Genomic DNA, 17,141 nt, shown 5'->3' with positions numbered 1-17,141 from the left:
CCTCCTATGCCTTGACGATCTTGACGGCGCATTTTTTGAAGTCCGTTTGCTTGGACAGCGGATCGGTGGCATCGAGGGTCACCTTGTTAATCAGCTGACTGGAATCAAACCAGGGCACGAATACCAGGCCTTTTGGCGGTTTGTTGCGCCCTCGCGTTTCCAATCGGGATCGGATTTCTCCGCGTCTGGATACCACTTTGACCTCGTCACCACGGCGCAACTTGCGTTTACGAGCATCATCGGGATGCATATAAACCAGCGCATTAGGCACGGCTTTGTGCAACTCCGGAACACGGCGAGTCATGGAGCCAGAGTGCCAGTGCTCAAGCACGCGGCCGGTAGACAACCAAAGGTCATATTCGTCACCTGGACTTTCGGCGGGTGGCTCATAGGGCAGCGCGAACACGACCGCCCTACCGTCGGGCTTACCGTAAAAATCGAAACCTTTACCTTCTTTTACGTAGGGGTCAGAGCCCTCCCGGAAACGCCATTTGGTCTCTTTGCCATCCACAACCGGCCAGCGCTTACCGCGCACCTGGTGATAAACATCGAAGTCGTCCAGATCATGAGCCTTGCCGCGGCCAAACATAGCGTACTCTTCGAATAAACCCTTTTGTAAATAGAAACCAAAGTCTTCGGCTTCATGATTGCTATAACCTTCCTCAATATCCGAGTTGGGGTAGCGATCTACCTGGCCATTGCGATACAGCACGTCATATAGGGTTTTGCCTTTGAATTCAGGATTAGCTGCCAGAATCTCCGCTGGCCAAACCTCGTCGGTAGTAAAGCGCTTGGAAAACTCGACCAATTGCCACAGGTCAGACCGAGCCTCTCCTGGAGCATCAACCATCTGGTGCCAGAATTGGGTGCGACGCTCGGCGTTACCATAAGCCCCCTCCTTCTCTACCCACATGGCGGTCGGCAAAATCAGGTCAGCCGCTTGAGCAGTGACCGTCGGATAGGCATCGGAAACGACAATAAAATTATCGGGATTGCGGTAACCCGGCAGCGTCTCCTCGTTGAGGTTGGGGGCGGCCTGTACATTGTTATTGACCTGCACCCAGTAGGCATTAATCTTGCCATCCTTTAAATCGCGGTTTTGCTGCACAGCGTGAGAGCCGACCCAATCAGGCACAATGCCCTCGGGCAGCTTCCAGTATTTTTCTGCAATTTTGCGGTGCTCAGGGTTATTGACCACCATGTCGGCTGGCAAGCGATGCGCGAAAGTCCCGACCTCACGCGCTGTCCCACAGGCTGAGGGCTGACCTGTCAGCGAAAAGGGACTATTACCTGGTTCGGATATTTTGCCCGTGAGCAGGTGCACGTTATAAAGCATGTTGTTTACCCACACTCCCCGAGTGTGCTGGTTAACGCCCATGGTCCACAATGACATCACTTTGGTGTTGGGATCTGCATACAACTCAGCCAACGCCTGCAGGCGCTCGAGTGAAACACCGGACAATTCAGCAACGTATTCTTCGTCGTAAGTGGATACGAATTCAGCAAATTCCTCGAAGTCAATCTCTTCGGAGCCACCACTACCAGAGTTGGCGGCTTTCGCTTCCAAAGGATGCTCCGGGCGCAGTCCGTAACCAATATCCGTTACGCCTTTGCGGAAATTAACGTGCTTACCGACAAAGTCCTTGTTCACTTTGCCTTCCCGAATTATGTAGTGGGCAATATAGTTTAGGATCGCCATATCAGTCTGTGGTGTGAAAATCATTGGCATATCAGCCAATTCAAACGACCGATGCTCGAAGGTTGAAAGCACTGCCACTTTCACACCAGGATTGCTGAGACGGCGATCAGTAATGCGGGTCCATAAGATGGGGTGCATTTCTGCCATATTGGAACCCCAGAGCACAAATGCATCGGCATTTTCCATATCGTCGTAACAGCCCATAGGCTCGTCAATACCGAATGTGCGCATGAAACCGCCCACCGCAGATGCCATGCAGTGGCGAGCATTAGGGTCAATGTTATTAGAGAGAAAACCCGCCTTCATTAATTTGGACGCAGCGTAGCCTTCCCAAACCGTCCATTGTCCGGAGCCAAACATGCCAATGCCACGCGGTCCTTTCTCTTTTAATGCTTTCTTGAATTTTTCTTCCATGACATCGAAGGCTTCATTCCAGCTAACCGGAGTGAACTCACCTTCTTTGTCATACTTGCCATTTTTCTTGCGCAGCAGGGGTTGGCGCAACCTGTCTTCACCGTAAAGAATTTTCGCCAGGAAATAACCCTTAACACAGGCCAGGCCCCGATTGACTTCAGAGTTAATGTCCCCGTGAGTGGCTACAACTCTATTATCTCGAGTCGCCACATTGATACTGCAGCCAGTGCCACAAAAGCGACAAGCCGCCTTGGACCACTTCAGTTGGGTATCAGAGGTAATAATATTCGTGGCTGCAGCCGTTGTCGTAATGCCTGCAGCAGCTGCGGCCGTAGCCACCGCGTTTGCCCTGATGAAATCTCGGCGGGTAGTGCTCATTCGTGACTCCCTGTTTCTAATTCCGTTTCGGTCTCGTCGTCGATTTGGTGGTAGACCAGCGCTACGCTAATCACCCCCGAAAGTGCTTCCAATGCACTAATGCGTTCCATGACTGCGCCCTCATTTGCGGTTTCAAGCAAAACCACAAGTTTTCCCGCTTCACTGTGTTGAGGGACGCTCGCATCGGGAAGAGCTTCGATAGCTGGGATAATGGTCGCGATAAGTTCAGGACGGCAGTGAACCACCAGGCTGGAGATATGCACGCCTCCGCCGGCAGTATCGCCTCTTAACAAGGCGCGTCTTGTTAAACGCATAGCGGTTAGCCCGGTGGGCCCAGAAGAATCTGGCTCATCCAAACGATGAATCCGTATCCGCCTACGATAGCAATAGAGAGTGCTGGTGCTAAAAACACACACAGCAAAATAAAGGAGCGAAACTCCGTTTTTTTATCGACTTCTTGCACCGGCTTCCCTGTCTTTAATCTTTGTGCTCTGAGGAGTATAGGCCTCCGTCATTCACAGGCAAACAAAAAACTCCCTTCAGGCATTGGAACCTTGATCTAAGACATGAAAAGCCCATTTATGCTCGGTTTACATTGCAGGGCTGACACTCTGGCCTCTGTTCCCGCCATATCAACTTACCGCTGGACAATTCGCTCAAAAAACGCCCATACCAGTTCGGCAGCGTCGGCCTCATGGCTGGTCGCGCCGAGAATCCTAGGGGCTGAATAGACTGGGTTGGGAAAGGTGTGACCACCCCCCACGATTGAAATCAGTGTCACTGGCATTTTATCGGTCTCAGCCCATTCTAAAATTTCAATGGCAGTACCGTCCTCAACATCTGTTTCTGGCCTGTTAACCCGTTCTCCAGCGTCGGCATACCCCGCCAATTTGGCCCAATAGTCCGCACTTGCCCGGGACGATTGCACGGCGCCCCGATTTTCACCAAAAACAACGACGTCTCCGCCTGCATAGGGGTTGATGGCGTCTTCTGTGCCTGTCAGCAGGACTATGGGAACCGGTTCACCCGCGGGTTTGCATTCAGAGTTATTTTCCACCGGGAGATTCGCCATCAACACCGCCGCCCCGGCCAGAAGGTCTGGAGCTTCGTATGCCAGGCGGTAGACCATATGACCACCGTTAGACATCCCCGCCACGAAAACCTGCTCTGGATCAATGTCGTACCGAGTTTTCATCTCAGCAATCAACCGGCGTACAAAACCGACATCATCGATTTTATTCAGGTTAGCTGCATAGGTTGCCGCAGCTCTGCAATCATTCCAGTGCCGTTCGAAACCCGTTGGGTAAACGACCACAAAACCCTCTCGCTCAGCGAGAACGTCAAAACTGTAATAGGAACCCGCTCGGGCCATCGCGCCATCGGAACCCGAACCCCTGAGAAAAATGAGAAGCGGCGCTTGCTGACCAAGCGACGCGGGGGCATAGGACAACCACTGTCGCTGCTGTCCATCGTGCTGTAAAACGCCGTTTTCGACGACACCTGGAAGTTCGGGCGGCGCGATTTCATCCCAACTTAGATACCAGTACCGTGCAAATGCTGCAGTGGCAACAATGACCACTGCGATAACAAGCAGTATCTTGAGCGCAAGTTTCATGGACTAGTTACAGGAGATCGCGCCCCTTGTTGGCAGCAATGCGCATGCGCAGAGCATTCAATTTGATAAAGCCCTCTGCATCAGCCTGATTATAGGCGCCTTCATCATCCTCGAAAGTCGCGATGCTTTCATCGAAAAGACTGTCTTCAGATCGACGGCCCGCAACAATGACGTTGCCCTTGTAAAGACGCAGCTTAACCACGCCATTGACCACTTGCTGCGACTCATCGATTGCGGCCTGCAGCATTTTACGCTCCGGGCTCCACCAATAGCCGTTGTAAATTATTTTGGCGTAACGCGGCATTAATTCGTCTTTGAGGTGAGTCACCTCACGATCCAGGGTGAGCGACTCTATAGCGCGGTGTGCCTTAAGCATAATAGTGCCCCCGGGGGTTTCATAGCAGCCGCGAGACTTCATACCCACGTAACGGTTCTCGACGATGTCGTCACGACCGATGCCATTGGCGCCACCGATTTTATTCAGCGTCTCAAGCACCGTCGCCGGGCTCATGGTCTCGCCATTAATAGCAACAATATCGCCCTTCTCATAAGTCAGCTCAATGTAGGTTGCTTCATCTGGCGCTGCCTCGGGGCTGACACTCCAGCGCCACATGTCTTCTTCAGGCTCCGCCCAGGGGTCTTCCAACAGATCGCCTTCGTAAGAGATATGCAGCAGATTCGCGTCCATCGAGTAAGGAGACTTTTTCTTGGCGTTGGCGAAATCGACAGGAATATCGTGCTCGGCGCAATAGTTCATCAATGATTCTCGGGAGCCAAGGTCCCATTCGCGCCACGGTGCAATAACCTGAATACCGGGCTTAAGCGCGTAGGCGCCCAGCTCGAAACGGACCTGGTCATTGCCCTTACCAGTGGCGCCGTGAGAAATAGCGCTAGCGCCGGTTTCATTGGCAATTTCAATCAGTCGCTTGGCGATCAGCGGGCGGGCAATTGAGGTACCCAGCAAGTACTCGCCCTCATAAACGGTGTTGGCACGGAACATAGGGAATACAAAGTCGCGCACAAACTCCTCACGCAGGTCGTCAATGTAAATTTCCTTAATGCCCATGGCTTCTGCTTTGGCGCGGGCTGGCTCTACTTCTTCACCCTGGCCGATATCCGCAGTAAATGTAACCACCTCGCAGTTGTAGGTGTCCTGCAGCCAGCGCACGATGACCGAGGTATCGAGGCCACCGGAATAAGCCAATACGACCTTGTTTACGTCTGACATGTTTCGCTCCGTTCAATCCTGCTTAAAAAGGTCGGCCATTCTACTGGAAGCGAGAGCGGAATTCATCGGTTCCTATCGATGCTGTTGCGGGTTTCTTGCCTTACTGGCTCGCTCCCGGGACATTAAGTTAGCCATTATTTAATCCCACAGCTCCCAGAGACCTGACCCAGCTGCACTTTTACGGTAGCATTCGCACTTCTGTACCCTGTAACAGGCTCCACGTGAACGAACTAACGATCACCCGCCCCGACGACTGGCACGTCCATCTGCGCGATGGCGCGGCACTAGAACAAACCTGTGCTGACATGGCTCGCTACTTTGGTCGTGTCATCGTAATGCCAAATCTGACACCCCCGGCAACCAGCGTGGCCCAGGCATTGACCTACCGCGACCGGATTACCGCAGCCATGAGCAATGCGCCCAGGCAGTTTGAGCCGCTAATGGTGCTTTACCTTACTGACCAGACCGATGCCGCTGAAATCAACCTGGCCGCAGCGTCTGACTTCGTGCATGGCGTGAAACTTTACCCAGCAGGCGCAACCACCAACTCTGATGCAGGTGTAGCCGAGCTGGACGGTCTGTTTCCGGTGCTTGCGGCTATGGAAGAGGCAGATTTACCGCTACTGGTTCACGGCGAAGTCACCGATCACCACATTGATATTTTCGACCGGGAAAAAGTATTTATCGACCGCCATCTCGAACCCATTGCAAAGCGCTTTCCTGGATTACGCATTGTGTTTGAACACATCACTACCCGCGATGCGGTGCAGTTTGTGCGTGAGGCAGGAAACAATGTTGCGGCAACTATAACCGCACACCACCTGATGTTTAACCGCAATGATATGCTGGTGGGTGGAATCCGCCCGCATTACTACTGCTTACCCATACTGAAGCGCAATGTGCACCAAAATGAACTGATGGAAGCAGCTAGCTCAGGCAATACGAAATTTTTCCTGGGCACCGACTCAGCACCCCATACGCGACAAAGTAAGGAATCCGGTTGTGGCTGTGCGGGGGTTTATACCGCCCACGCCGCCATTGAGTTTTACGCAGAAGTCTTTGATCAGCTGGGCGCACTGGACAAGCTGGAGGGGTTTGCCTCGCATTTTGGTGCCGATTTCTATCGCCTGCCGCGCAATAGCGATACTGTCACTCTGCGGAAAGAAGAGTGGCAAGTGCCGGCACAACTACCGCTGGGGAAAGACACGCTGACCCCCCTCGCTGCAGGTGAAACTATCGCCTGGAAGGTTATTTAAATGGTCGATTCCATGGCCGATGGCCCCCACCGAATCAGCGAACGGTTCCGCGGCTTTTTACCGGTCGTCATCGATATCGAGACAGGCGGCTTTAACGCCAGCACCGATGCTGTACTGGAAATTGCCGCAAGCCTGGTGCGAATGGACGAGGATGGCATGCTGGCTGTTCATCGCACCCTGGAATTTAATGTGAAACCCTTCGAAAGCGCCAACATTGAACAGTCGGCTTTGGACTTCACTGGCATCGACCCCTGGCACCCGTTCCGTGAAGCCGTGGACGAAGCCGATGCATTGGGTGAACTATTCAGAGCCATACGCAAAGAAATTCGCGAACAAGCTTGCAGTCGGGCCATACTCGTGGGGCACAACGCGCACTTTGATGCAGGCTTTGTTAACGCCGCAGTAGAGCGGTGCGATATTAAACGAAACCCCTTTCACCCGTTCTCGTTCTTCGACACTGCAACGCTGTCTGGTCTGGCCTATGGTCAAACAGTGCTAGCCAAAGCTTGCGCAGAGGCTGGCATCGACTTCAATAACGAACACGCTCACTCAGCCGCATACGATGCTGAGCGGACCGCTGAATTATTTTGCGAGATCGTTAATCGTTGGAAGGAGTGCGGCGGCTGGATGCCCAGTTTCGGTTAATCCTCGCCGCTGATCTGGTTGAGAATCAAGTCCAACTCGCTCATCACCTCGTCGATAGCATCCAGGCCCAGCAACTCGTATTTCAAATACTCCTCCAGAGGTAACAGCTGTATCAAGGCCCAGGCGACGTTCCAGGCATCGCCATAGTCCAACTGCAGGCCCATCTGCTGCACGTGGGGATGGCTTTCAAGACTCTGCAGTACGTCCAGCATCGGCTGCCATTTGGCCTCCATAGACACCGAAGCAGGATTATCTCGATAAACCACCTCTCCCAGAACCAAGCCATTGGATTGGGTTTCGGTTTCATAAAGATCGAAGCGCCCTTCTCCCTGGATAGTTATACCCAACAGGCCATTGGGCAGTTGATCCCAATCGACGATGCGAGCCAGGGTGCCCCAGTCGCCTAACTCTGAGGACGCGCGTCCTCGCCCTGCCACTTCTGAACCGCGGCGAATCCACACAATACCGAAAGGATCTCCGGTCTTCATACTACTGCGGACAAGATCAATATAGCGCTGCTCAAATATTTGCAGGGGCACTTTCCCGTGGGGCAGTAACACTCCTGACAGCGGAAACAGGGAAATAGTCGTCATTTAACATCATCACTTTTTGGTTGGCTCAAAATTTCCAGCTCGTCAAGAATGCGCAAGGCCTGCTCGCGAGTTTCTGCGCAGATACTGGTCTCCGCCTTAAAAGCATCACACAAAGCTGGCCGTCGGGAATCACCAAAAAGACGACAGCTCATCTGCTCATCCAGGTGCACACAAGCAACACCCGCTGGCTTGCCATGGGGCATACCGTAAAAGCCCTGATGAATCGAGGGAGCGATGCAGCAAGCGCCGCACTGAGTTCGGCACTCCACGCTTGCGCTTACTCCTGCTCAGGGCCCAATGGCTTGAATAGGATGATCATCAGCGGCAGCAACAATAGCGCACCAAGCACAGCAGCCACCATCGCCAATACCGTTAACAACCCAAAGTAAATGCTGGGATTGAAGTTGGAGAGTGTCAGCGTGCAAAAGCCAATCACCACGGTCAGAGTGGTGTAATACATCGCTCGACCGATGGAGCTATGGCAGCGATACATGGCGGCGCGGTAATTCCTGTCTACCTGGAACTCTCGCATATAACGATGCACATAATGGATACAGTCATCGACCCCGATACCCACCACAATGGCGGCGATAGTAATTGTCATAATATCCAGCGGTATGCCCAGCAAACCCATCACTCCCAATACCAACGCTGCGGCTAGCACATTAGGCGCGAGCGCGATAAATGACAGGGACAGGGAGCGAAAAAGTATCAGGAACATCAATAGAATCGCTGAAAAAACCGCCCCCAGAGTCAGAATCTGCGAGCGAAAGAGACTCTGCAACACGTTGTTGTAGAGCACCAGCATGCCAGTGAACTGTATTTGTTCCTCGGCGAAACCCATTTGCGTAGTGAGATGATTGCGCAAGTCCGTCAAAAATTCATCGCGGCGCAAATTTTCACTGGTTTCCTTAACTCGCACTGTAACGCGGGCCTGTTCATTCTCCGGATAAAAATATGGGTCGACCATCATGCCCTTGATGTCGTCAGGCAGGCTCTTCTGCACCAGTGCCAGCTCGACGCTGCCGATATCATCACCGAGAAGGTTCTTGACCACGGTGAACACCGTCGACAACGACAGCACCTTACCCGTTTCCGGCAGCGAATCTACGTAGTTATGAACCGCATCCAGTTCTCGCATGCCCTCCAGACTGAACCAGTAGCTGGGCTGGAAGTCTTCGCCGCCTGAATCGGAAAAACTATCGAAGTCGTCGCTAAATTCGTCATCCCAGTCATCGCCGGGGTCTTCCCCTGAGCTGGCAAAATCATCTAACTCCTCGGCAAACGGATCATCCACGTCCACCGGCGCGGCATCCTCTGCTGCCACCATCGGCGCCAGGCCCGGCAGCGGCTGATCCATATCGGGTGGGGATATGACAATGTCCAGCGGGATAGTGCCGCCCAGCTTGGAGTCCAACAGCTCCATGCCCTGATAGATTTCAGTGGAGTGATGAAAATAATCGATAAACCGGTTCTCTACCTGCAGTCGACTAACGCCGAGGATGATCAGCAATGAGACTGCGCCGGTCACTCCCAGAATTGCCGCACCGCGCTTATCGGTTATTTTGGCAAACCAGGCGGTAAGGGTAGGGTCGGCACCCGTGTGATGGTGCGGCCGGCCCTCGGGCCAAACCAGCATCATGCAGGGCACCACGATAAAAGATAGCAACAGCGCGACGGATATCCCCACCGTCATCATCCAACCAAAATCGATCACCGGCTGAATACCGGAAACCACCAGCGAAACAAACGCCACAATAGTTGTAATACCAGTGTAAAAACACGGTACCGCCATCAGCTGTACTGTGCGCAATACGCGCTCATACAAGTCACCATCGGGCTGCTCCGCGTGCAGTTCCCGGTAACGCACCACCAGGTGAATACAGATTGCCAGCGTGATGATTAGCAACACCGCAACAAAGTTGGAGGAAATCACAGTCATACGCCAGTCCAGCGCACCCAGTAAACCCAGCATGACCACCACCGTAGAACTGCAAGTCACCAGCGGTATCGCCACCCAACGTACGCGGCGGAAAATAATTGCCAACACCACCAGCATAATGCCAAGGATGGCGCCACCAAAGGTCACCAGGTCGCTGCGTACAAAGCTCACCATATCGGCGGCGATCATGGGCACTCCTCCCACGAAAAGCCGTGCATATTGGCTGTAATTTGCTGCAACTTCGCGAACCGCTTCAACCAGATTGCTCTGCGCCTCGAGTGTCATTGCTGTGTGAGCTTTAAACGCCTGCTCCGTGCTGGCCAGTTCTTTTGCTTCTTCGCCGCTCAGCCCCTGCTCGTCGCTCTTGATACGCAGAGCCTCGCGGTCTGCAAGCAGATCAAAATAACGTTCGTCTCGCTGTAAATTTATCTGCACTGCAGTGACATCGCCATCGCGACTGGCAAGCAGGTCAGCATAAATCGGGCTGGTGGTCAGCTCGGTAAATACCAGTTCTCGGTCAATATCCGCCTGCTTCAGGCTGGGCAGTGGTTCAGAAGAGGTAATATCTGAAAGCCCAACCCTGGGGCTCTCTAACAGCGGCACATCCCACACCGTCACCACCGATGACACACCTTCGAGCTGGCGCAGCTCATCTGCCATGGCTTTGAGCGGCAGCAAGGACGCATCAGCCAGCAATGGCCCGCCAGACTGCCAGGTGATCAGTAAAAAGTCCTCTGATGAAAAACGGCCGCTGACCTCTCGATAAATTTCAAGAGACGGATCGCCCTGAAGCATCAAGGAATCCGCCGAGGCATCGAGTTTTATCTTGGGTATCTGGGTCGCAAAGCCAGCCACCAGCAGGGCAACCATGAACAGCGAAAGCCATGGGGCACGCAATACCAGTTGTTCATACAGTGAACTCAGGAACGGTCTCACGCCATGACCTCCATAGCTGCCAAAATTTTATCGTGAATGCCGCCGAAACTACCATTACTCATGATCACCACCTGGTCTCCCGTTTGCACCTCGCTGATGACGTCAGCCACCAGTTCATCAATATCGCTAGCAAGGGTCGCCACCGAACTCTTATCCACCACGTCCTGTAAGGACCACTCCATCCCCTCTGGCTGAAACCAGTAAACCCTATCGGCATCCCGGGTCGACTCAGCCAGCCGGGCCCTATGCTCACCCATGCGCATAGTATTGGATCGCGGTTCTATCAACGCGATCAACCGGCCACTCTCACCGCGCGCCCGCAGACCTTGCAACGTCGTCGCTATAGCAGTGGGATGATGCGCAAAATCATCGTAGACGGCTACACCCGCAACTTTACCCAGTAGCTCGAGACGTCGTTTCACGCCACGAAACTCCGCCAGCGCCTCAGCCGAAACCCGGGGTAGCACACCCACATGATGAGCAGCTGCCATTGCGGCGAGCGCGTTCTCAACATTGTGAAGGCCACAGTGGCTCCAGCGCACCAGGGCTGGATCACCCCCGCCAAAGCTAACCTCGAAAACTGAGCCGTCGTTTTCTATCAGCTCAGCATTCCAGTGGCCCGCACCGGCGATAGAGGTTGCGCACATTTCGCTCCAACAACCCTGCGCCAGGGTCTCGTCGATGCTGGCAGTAGCGCGGGGGTACACGATCTTTCCGTCGGAAGGAACGGTACGCACAAGGTGATGAAACTGACGTTGAATTGCCGCTATATCGGGAAAAATATCCGCGTGGTCGAACTCCAGGTTATTGATCACCAACGTACGAGGACGGTAATGGACAAACTTGGAACGCTTATCAAAAAAAGCAGTGTCGTATTCGTCGGCCTCGACCACAAAAAAATCTGTGCTCCCGGTACGGGCAGAAAGACCAAAATCGGCAGGGACGCCACCAATCAAAAAACCCGGTGCCATGCCGGCATATTCCAGAATCCAGGCCAGCATGGAGCTGGTCGTGGTTTTGCCATGGGTACCGGAAGCCGCCAACACCCACTTACCTGCGAGCACATTCTCTGCCAGCCACTGTGGGCCCGATGTGTAGTTAAGCCCTGAGTTCAGCATATATTCTACTGCTGGATTACCCCGGGCCAGGGCATTGCCAACCACCACGCAGTCGGGAGCAGGTTGCAAGTGCTCGGCCTTGTAGCCTTCCATCAGGCTAATACCTGCTGATTCCAACTGGGTGCTCATCGGTGGATAAACATTGGCGTCGGAGCCTGTCACTGTAAATCCTTGTTCCCGAGCCAACAGGGCAATACCGCCCATGAAGGTGCCGCAGATTCCCAGGATATGAATATGGCCTTTCAAAAAAGCTTCTCCTTTAACTAGCCGCCAATGGTATCACTTTGCCACTCGTGTTGACGCAATTGGGGCCAATACGTTCCATCTACGATGCGATATGCCGTATGATTGCGCCAACACAAACCCAGCCTGTGCGATGGCCGCACTCGCCAAAAGGGAAACCGCAAATGCCAAAGAAGAATGCCTTCTACGCCCAGTCGGGTGGAGTCACATCTGTGATCAACGCCTCGGCCTGTGGCGTCATTGAAACAGCTCGCAAACACAAGTCAGAAATTGGCAAAGTCTATGCCGGGCGCAATGGCATTATCGGCGCTCTACGCGAGGAATTGATCGACACCAGCAAGGAGAGCCGCTCTGCTATCCACGGCTTGCTCACCACCCCCTCGGGGGCGTTTGGCTCCTGCAGGCATAAGATGAAGACTATTGAAGAGAATCGCGCCGAGTACGAACGCCTGATTGAAGTCTTCAAAGCCCATAACATCGGCTACTTTTTATACAATGGCGGTGGTGACTCTGCAGATACATGCCTCAAGGTGTCCCAGCTAAGCGAAGCTATGGGCTACCCGCTGCAAGCTATTCACATACCTAAAACCATCGACAACGATTTGCCGCACACCGATAACTGTCCTGGCTTCGGCTCGGTGGCCAAGTACATCGCCATTTCCACTCGAGAGGCGGCCCTGGATGTAGCGTCCATGTGCGAAAGCTCTACCAAGGTATTTATTCTCGAAGTCATGGGACGCCACGCCGGTTGGATTGCGGCATCCGGCGGTCTTGCGGCTGAACAGGATGGAGACGCCCCACACATTATTCTATTCCCTGAAATTGCCTTTAACCGGGAAAAATTCCTGGCTAAGGTAAAGCGCACCGTCAAGAAAAACGGGTACTGCGTTATTATCGCCTCGGAAGGCGCGCAATATAAGGATGGCAGCTTCCTTGCGGAATCAGGACTCAAAGATGCCTTTGGTCACAGTCAATTGGGCGGTCTTGCACCCAACCTGGCCCAAATGATAAAGGATGAGCATGGCTACAAGTACCATTGGGCCGTCGCCGACTACCTGCAACGCGCGGCGCGCCATATTGCCTCCCAAACTGACCTGGACCAGGCCTATGCAGTCGGTGAGGCAGCTGTTGAAATGGCGCTAGAGGGAAAAAACTCAGTCATGCCCTGTATCGTGCGCGGCAACGGCAAACGCTACCGCTGGAGTATTGGCGAGGCCCCCCTGGATGAAGTGGCCAACGTAGAGAAGATGATGCCACGCAGTTTCATCACCCGGGATGGGTTTAACATCACACAAGCGGCGAGGGAGTACCTGGAGCCACTAATTCAGGGAGAGGCATACCCGGAGTATAAAAACGGCATGCCCAAGTACGTACGCCTGAAAAATCAGCTGGTGCCAAAAAAGCTCGCAAAAGGTTTTAAAGTCTAGCTCTGCTCGCGTTCAACGCTTTTTTAATAGCTCGTCCGGAAGCGCTCACACCAGCTGCATCTGCGGCGTTACGGCGATAAGCAGGGCAGGTTTTTTGGGTTATCGATAGCGTGAAAAGTTCGACTTAGAGAGAGCGGATTTTGCCTATCAATCACTGTACAATGCGCGCCTCCATTCTGAGGCAACTACTAAGGAACTAGCATGTACAGCAACCGCGACTTCAACCGCTGGCGACGCCATCCATGGCACGGCCTGCACATTCGCGCCGACGAGGCCCCTGAAGACGTTCTCCAGGTTTACATCGAAATGACTCCAGACGACGTGGTCAAGTACGAGTTGGATAAGGCATCCGGGTTCCTGATGGTTGACCGTCCACAACGCACCACTTCCAGCCCCCCGGCCTTATATGGATTTCTGCCGCGCACCTACTGCGCCGAAGAAGTCGCCAAAATGTGTCCCTCTGTGGAAGTCGCTGACGGTGACCCACTGGATATCTGCGTATTCTCCGAGCGACACATTACCCGCGCTGACATCGTGCTCAATGCCCGTGTAGTAGGCGGCATTCAGATGATCGACGATGGCGAAGCCGACGATAAAATCATCGCTGTTCTGGAAGGTGACAATATCTGGGGCGACGTTAAAGACATCTCCGACCTGCCCAGCATCAAAACCGAGCGACTGCAGCACTACTTCTCGACTTACAAGATGATTCCGGGCAAGGACATTGAGATTTGCGTGGACCATGTTTATGGCCGCGATGAAGCTCTGCGCGTTATCGCTGCAGCCGAGAAAGATTACTGGAATCACTATGGCCACCTGCACGAGCAGGCCAAAGCCAAGGAATAAGCCCTCCGGTCCCGGTGCGCCAGCGCCGGGACTCATTGCTACCTAGAACATCGAACACCAACCCTTCGGCACTTTGACATAGCTGTCAATAATTGCCTCCAGATCCTTTGCTATCTCCTCGCGCAGCAACAACTCGTCACCCCAACACTGCTGCAAGGTGGAGGCATCCAGCACAGTTTCCAAACCCTCGGATATCGGTGCAAAACTGAGATGCCAGCGTTCGACCGCAACCCCGCCATGGTCTTCTGCATAGGGACGAAAGAAGCCATGTGACTGGGCCGCATTCATACGTCGATCTAACCAGCGATGCAGCGGGTCAAAAATCGCGCCGGGAGCAACCTCCTCTGGGCTGAGTTGGAGCTGGTAAGCGGCAGGCATCGCAGCCGCATCGTAGACATCAATATCCGTGCCCCAATGATGACGGGACGCACCCGGTAAGGCAGAAAAACGCAAAATTGCGGCGAGCTTCTCCATCGAATTCAGGGCATTCATATCCACCACCTGCCCTCTCTCATCATGCACCGGTCGCTGGCAACAAGCCTTGCCGTTGAAAATCGCCAACTGCCTGTCATAGGAACGAAAACTGCTTGCGATAGCGAGCTCAAAGCCCGCGGCACTAGCATCTTGCTGCAACAGCGCGAAGGCTGCAGCGGCCTCAGGATGAAGCCGATGTCCATTTGCCAGTGTGACCAGGTGCGACTCCACCTGGCCGGTCAATTGGGCTGCGGTAAGAAGTTTACTCACTGGGATCAACACTGAAGGGCAAGGGACGGTTCATTATAATACCCTCGGGGGTGACGTTCGCTCTCCAGGCCAACACCTCTACTCCCTGTTCTATCACTTCAAGCAAGGTATCCCTGTAGCGAGAATCTATTTGACCGGCAGCACTCACCCGGTTTATCCCCTCATGCAGGCCACAAAAAAACATGACCGCCCTGGTTGTCTCGTCGCGAATCGCAGCCAGTTCGCGTAAGTGTTTGCGGCCGCGATCGCTGACCGCGTCGGGAAAAAGGCCCTGCCCATCGTCCTGGCAAAGCGTCACTGACTTCACCTCTACAAAAACCCTGCCATCGGGTCCTTCCAGCAACAGATCGGCCCTACTGTTCTGGCCGTACTTCACCTCACTTCGAATGTTCGGATAAGCCTCGAGCCCGGGTACCAGACCAGCTTCAATACCCGCTTTAACAATTTTGTTGGCCCGGGCAGAGTGGATGCATGCCATACCAGTGGAAGTGTGGACCAGCTCCCAGGTGTGGGGGTACTTGCGCGTTTTGGATGAAGAGGTTGAAAGCCAGACTTCAGATCCGGGCTCAGCACATCCGGTCATTGCGCCGGTATTCGGGCAGTGCACCGTAATCTCCCGACCATCCGCAAGCTCCACGTCTGCCAGGAAGCGCTTGTAGCGGCGCAACAGTCGCCCCTTGATCAGGTCACTCACCGAAAGCCCTTAGCCCGTCTGGCCCAACTACCTTTGCCAAGCGCTCCACCGCAATTTCCAGCCGCTCCATGGAGGTCGTATATGAGAAGCGTAAATGTTCTCGCGCACGATGGTGACCGAAGTCCAGTCCGGGGGTCACTGCCACTCCGTGCTGTTCCAGCAGGTTCATGCAAAAAGCCTGGCTATCCGAGGTAAAACGGCTGGCATCGGCGTAAATATAGAACGCCCCCTGTGGCGCACAGGGCACCCCAAAACCCAGTTCCTGCAAGGCCGGCAGCAAATAGTCCCTGCGCTGACGAAAAGTGTCACGGCGTTCGTCTAAAATGGCCCGGGTAGCGGGCTCAAACCCCGCCAGTGCGGCATACTGAGCCATCGTAGACATGGAGATAAATAGATTCTGGGCCAGTTTTTCCATTTCGGCCACTGCATCCTCAGGTGCCACCAACCAACCCAGACGCCATCCTGTCATACCGAAGTATTTAGAAAAGCTGTTAATCACGAAGGCGTCAGGATCAACTGACAATACCGAGGGGGTAGCTGCATCAAAGCCCAATCCGTGATAAATCTCGTCGACCACGAGGTATCCTCGACGGGCCTTGACCGCACGGGACAAATCACTCAGTTCATCCATGGACAGCACCGTGCCCGTGGGGTTGGCAGGCGAAGCCGCCATCACCCCCACCGTGTTGGGCTGCCAATGCGTTTCAATTAATCGTGAGTTGAGCTGGTAGCGAGTATCGGCGTCTACCGGCACCAATTGCCCCCGACCCTCCACCAAGCGCAGAAAATGCCTGTTGCAGGGGTAACCAGGGTCAGCCATTAGCATGCCGTCCCCGGGATTCATCAGCAGTGCAGAGATCAGGAGTAAAGCACCGGAAGCGCCCGGAGTGACCATAATCCGGGATGGTGCAATGTCGAGATTGTACTCACTGGCATAGAAATCAGAGATAGCCCGACGTAACTCGGGAATGCCTGCGGCTCCCGTGTAGTAGGTCTCGCCGCGCGCCAGCGACGCTCGTCCCGCCTCGACAATGGGCGCTGCAGTGGCAAAATCAGGCTCCCCGGCGGCCAGATGCACAATATCGCGCCCTTGGGCCTGCAATGCCGTCGCGCGCTGCAATACCTCTACCACTCGGAAGGGCTCTATCTCAGCAACTCGCTGCGCGTAGCGGCGTGGAAATTGCATCTCGGGCATATCGGATCCTGAAAACTTCAATCCGACATTCTAGCAACAGCCGACTCAAAGAGAGAAGCTTCTGCAACATTCTGTGCAAATGCTTGCTGAAAACGGTGGCATAGCTGAAGTGAATCTGGTAGTTTCACCGCCCTTGGTCGGAGGGGCCCTTTGCTCCACCCGCCAAGA

At 54.0% G+C, this 17,141-nt stretch carries 16 protein-coding genes; 4 read left to right on the top strand and 12 right to left on the bottom strand.

The window, feature by feature from the left end; genetic code table 11:
* Positions 1-4 precede the first annotated feature (4 nt).
* The 5 genes from napA to EYC87_RS14370 all read right to left on the bottom strand — a co-directional run bounded on the left by napA (position 5) and on the right by EYC87_RS14370 (position 5,334).
* Positions 5-2,491, bottom strand: coding sequence for a nitrate reductase catalytic subunit NapA (gene napA, locus EYC87_RS14390; RefSeq protein ID WP_279253490.1), 2,487 nt, complete (start codon positions 2,489-2,491; stop codon positions 5-7).
* The gene (locus EYC87_RS14385; protein WP_279253489.1) at positions 2,488-2,805 is read right to left on the bottom strand and encodes a chaperone NapD; all 318 of its coding nucleotides are present in this window, start codon (positions 2,803-2,805) and stop codon (positions 2,488-2,490) included. Before EYC87_RS14385 ends, napA begins: the two co-directional genes overlap by 4 nt.
* Before the next feature lie 5 nt (positions 2,806-2,810).
* A complete protein-coding gene (napE, locus tag EYC87_RS14380) occupies positions 2,811-2,954 on the bottom strand; it encodes a periplasmic nitrate reductase, NapE protein (RefSeq protein WP_007229779.1) in 144 nt (47 codons plus the stop codon).
* Between the two features lie 174 nt (positions 2,955-3,128).
* A complete protein-coding gene (locus EYC87_RS14375) occupies positions 3,129-4,106 on the bottom strand; it encodes a CE1 family esterase (RefSeq protein WP_279253488.1) in 978 nt (325 codons plus the stop codon).
* A 7-nt stretch (positions 4,107-4,113) separates the two neighbouring features.
* Entirely contained in the window at positions 4,114-5,334 is a 1,221-nt protein-coding gene (locus EYC87_RS14370; RefSeq protein WP_279253487.1) for an argininosuccinate synthase, read from the bottom strand.
* 221 nt (positions 5,335-5,555) lie between these two features.
* Between EYC87_RS14370 and pyrC the strand changes: the two genes are divergently transcribed.
* Together pyrC and rnt are read left to right on the top strand one after the other, a co-directional pair.
* Positions 5,556-6,590: a dihydroorotase gene (gene pyrC / locus EYC87_RS14365; RefSeq protein ID WP_279253486.1), complete on the top strand. Its 1,035-nt coding sequence runs from the start codon at positions 5,556-5,558 to the stop codon at positions 6,588-6,590.
* Positions 6,591-7,235 (top strand): ribonuclease T, encoded by a 645-nt coding sequence (gene rnt, locus EYC87_RS14360; RefSeq protein ID WP_279253485.1) that lies wholly within the window; start codon positions 6,591-6,593, stop codon positions 7,233-7,235.
* On the opposite strand, the gene EYC87_RS14355 is transcribed toward rnt, so the two are convergent.
* The 4 genes from EYC87_RS14355 to mpl are packed head-to-tail and all read right to left on the bottom strand — an operon-like array spanning position 7,232 to position 12,070.
* Positions 7,232-7,828: an LON peptidase substrate-binding domain-containing protein gene (locus tag EYC87_RS14355; RefSeq protein WP_007229782.1), complete on the bottom strand. Its 597-nt coding sequence runs from the start codon at positions 7,826-7,828 to the stop codon at positions 7,232-7,234. The two genes, rnt and EYC87_RS14355, sit on opposite strands and share 4 nt — an antisense overlap.
* Positions 7,825-8,097, bottom strand: coding sequence for a YkgJ family cysteine cluster protein (locus EYC87_RS14350; protein WP_279253484.1), 273 nt, complete (start codon positions 8,095-8,097; stop codon positions 7,825-7,827). Before EYC87_RS14350 ends, EYC87_RS14355 begins: the two co-directional genes overlap by 4 nt.
* Before the next feature lie 8 nt (positions 8,098-8,105).
* Positions 8,106-10,706 (bottom strand): efflux RND transporter permease subunit, encoded by a 2,601-nt coding sequence (locus EYC87_RS14345; protein WP_279253483.1) that lies wholly within the window; start codon positions 10,704-10,706, stop codon positions 8,106-8,108.
* Positions 10,703-12,070 carry a UDP-N-acetylmuramate:L-alanyl-gamma-D-glutamyl-meso-diaminopimelate ligase gene (gene mpl, locus EYC87_RS14340; protein WP_279253482.1) on the bottom strand — a complete coding sequence of 456 codons (1,368 nt, stop codon included), beginning with the start codon at positions 12,068-12,070 and terminating at the stop codon, positions 10,703-10,705. The genes EYC87_RS14345 and mpl overlap by 4 nt, the downstream gene beginning before the upstream one ends.
* A gap of 161 nt (positions 12,071-12,231) precedes the next feature.
* Here mpl and EYC87_RS14335 point away from each other — a divergent pair, with 161 nt between their 5' ends.
* Both EYC87_RS14335 and EYC87_RS14330 read left to right on the top strand, forming a co-directional pair.
* Positions 12,232-13,494 carry a 6-phosphofructokinase gene (locus tag EYC87_RS14335; RefSeq protein ID WP_279253481.1) on the top strand — a complete coding sequence of 421 codons (1,263 nt, stop codon included), beginning with the start codon at positions 12,232-12,234 and terminating at the stop codon, positions 13,492-13,494.
* A gap of 201 nt (positions 13,495-13,695) precedes the next feature.
* The gene (locus EYC87_RS14330; protein WP_279253480.1) at positions 13,696-14,340 is read left to right on the top strand and encodes an inorganic pyrophosphatase; all 645 of its coding nucleotides are present in this window, start codon (positions 13,696-13,698) and stop codon (positions 14,338-14,340) included.
* A 42-nt stretch (positions 14,341-14,382) separates the two neighbouring features.
* On the opposite strand, the gene EYC87_RS14325 is transcribed toward EYC87_RS14330, so the two are convergent.
* Genes EYC87_RS14325 through EYC87_RS14315 form a run of 3 tightly spaced genes read right to left on the bottom strand, consistent with a single transcriptional unit; the run spans position 14,383 to position 16,973 of the window.
* A complete protein-coding gene (locus EYC87_RS14325) occupies positions 14,383-15,084 on the bottom strand; it encodes a M15 family metallopeptidase (protein WP_279253479.1) in 702 nt (233 codons plus the stop codon).
* The gene (gene sfsA / locus EYC87_RS14320; RefSeq protein ID WP_279253478.1) at positions 15,077-15,778 is read right to left on the bottom strand and encodes a DNA/RNA nuclease SfsA; all 702 of its coding nucleotides are present in this window, start codon (positions 15,776-15,778) and stop codon (positions 15,077-15,079) included. Before sfsA ends, EYC87_RS14325 begins: the two co-directional genes overlap by 8 nt.
* On the bottom strand, positions 15,771-16,973 hold the full coding sequence (locus tag EYC87_RS14315; protein ID WP_279253477.1) for a pyridoxal phosphate-dependent aminotransferase: 1,203 nt from the start codon (positions 16,971-16,973) through the stop codon (positions 15,771-15,773). Before EYC87_RS14315 ends, sfsA begins: the two co-directional genes overlap by 8 nt.
* Between the last annotated feature and the right edge of the window lie 168 nt (positions 16,974-17,141).

The organism is Candidatus Seongchinamella marina, assembly GCF_026262685.1.
Taxonomy (GTDB): Bacteria; Pseudomonadota; Gammaproteobacteria; order Pseudomonadales; family Halieaceae; genus Halioglobus; species Halioglobus marinus.
Note: the sequence above shows the minus strand (reverse complement) of the source record. Positions and strands in the feature narration are given on the sequence as shown.